The following is a 275-nucleotide window of genomic DNA, read 5'->3' on the forward strand; positions in this document are numbered from 1 at the left end:
GGATGCGCGTCTTCAGGCAGCAACTCGACCCGGAAGGCGTCGATGGACCCGGCCCTCTCGAAAGCGGCGGACCACCAGCCGGCGCCGTCGAGCAGCGCCGAGCGGACCGGTTCCGGAACGCCGCGTTCGACGTAGTAGACGATCGGCTCCTTCACCGGCGACCTGGCGGCGTCAGGAGCGGTTTTCTCCAGCCGGTGGCGCACGATCCAGCGGGTGGTGAGCGGCGCGTCGAGCGGGGCCGCGTAATCCTGAAATGCCACCTCAAACGAGCCGGC

Annotated in this window: 1 protein-coding gene; it reads right to left on the reverse strand. The window is 69.5% G+C overall.

Translation table 11 applies throughout. The features are described from left to right. On the reverse strand, window positions 1–275 hold a 275-nt coding region (locus QWY29_RS20480; protein WP_300963065.1), incomplete at both ends, for a zinc metalloprotease.

Origin of the sequence: Nocardioides abyssi (assembly GCF_030412915.1) — a bacterium.
Lineage (GTDB): Bacteria > Actinomycetota > Actinomycetes > Propionibacteriales > Nocardioidaceae > Nocardioides > Nocardioides abyssi.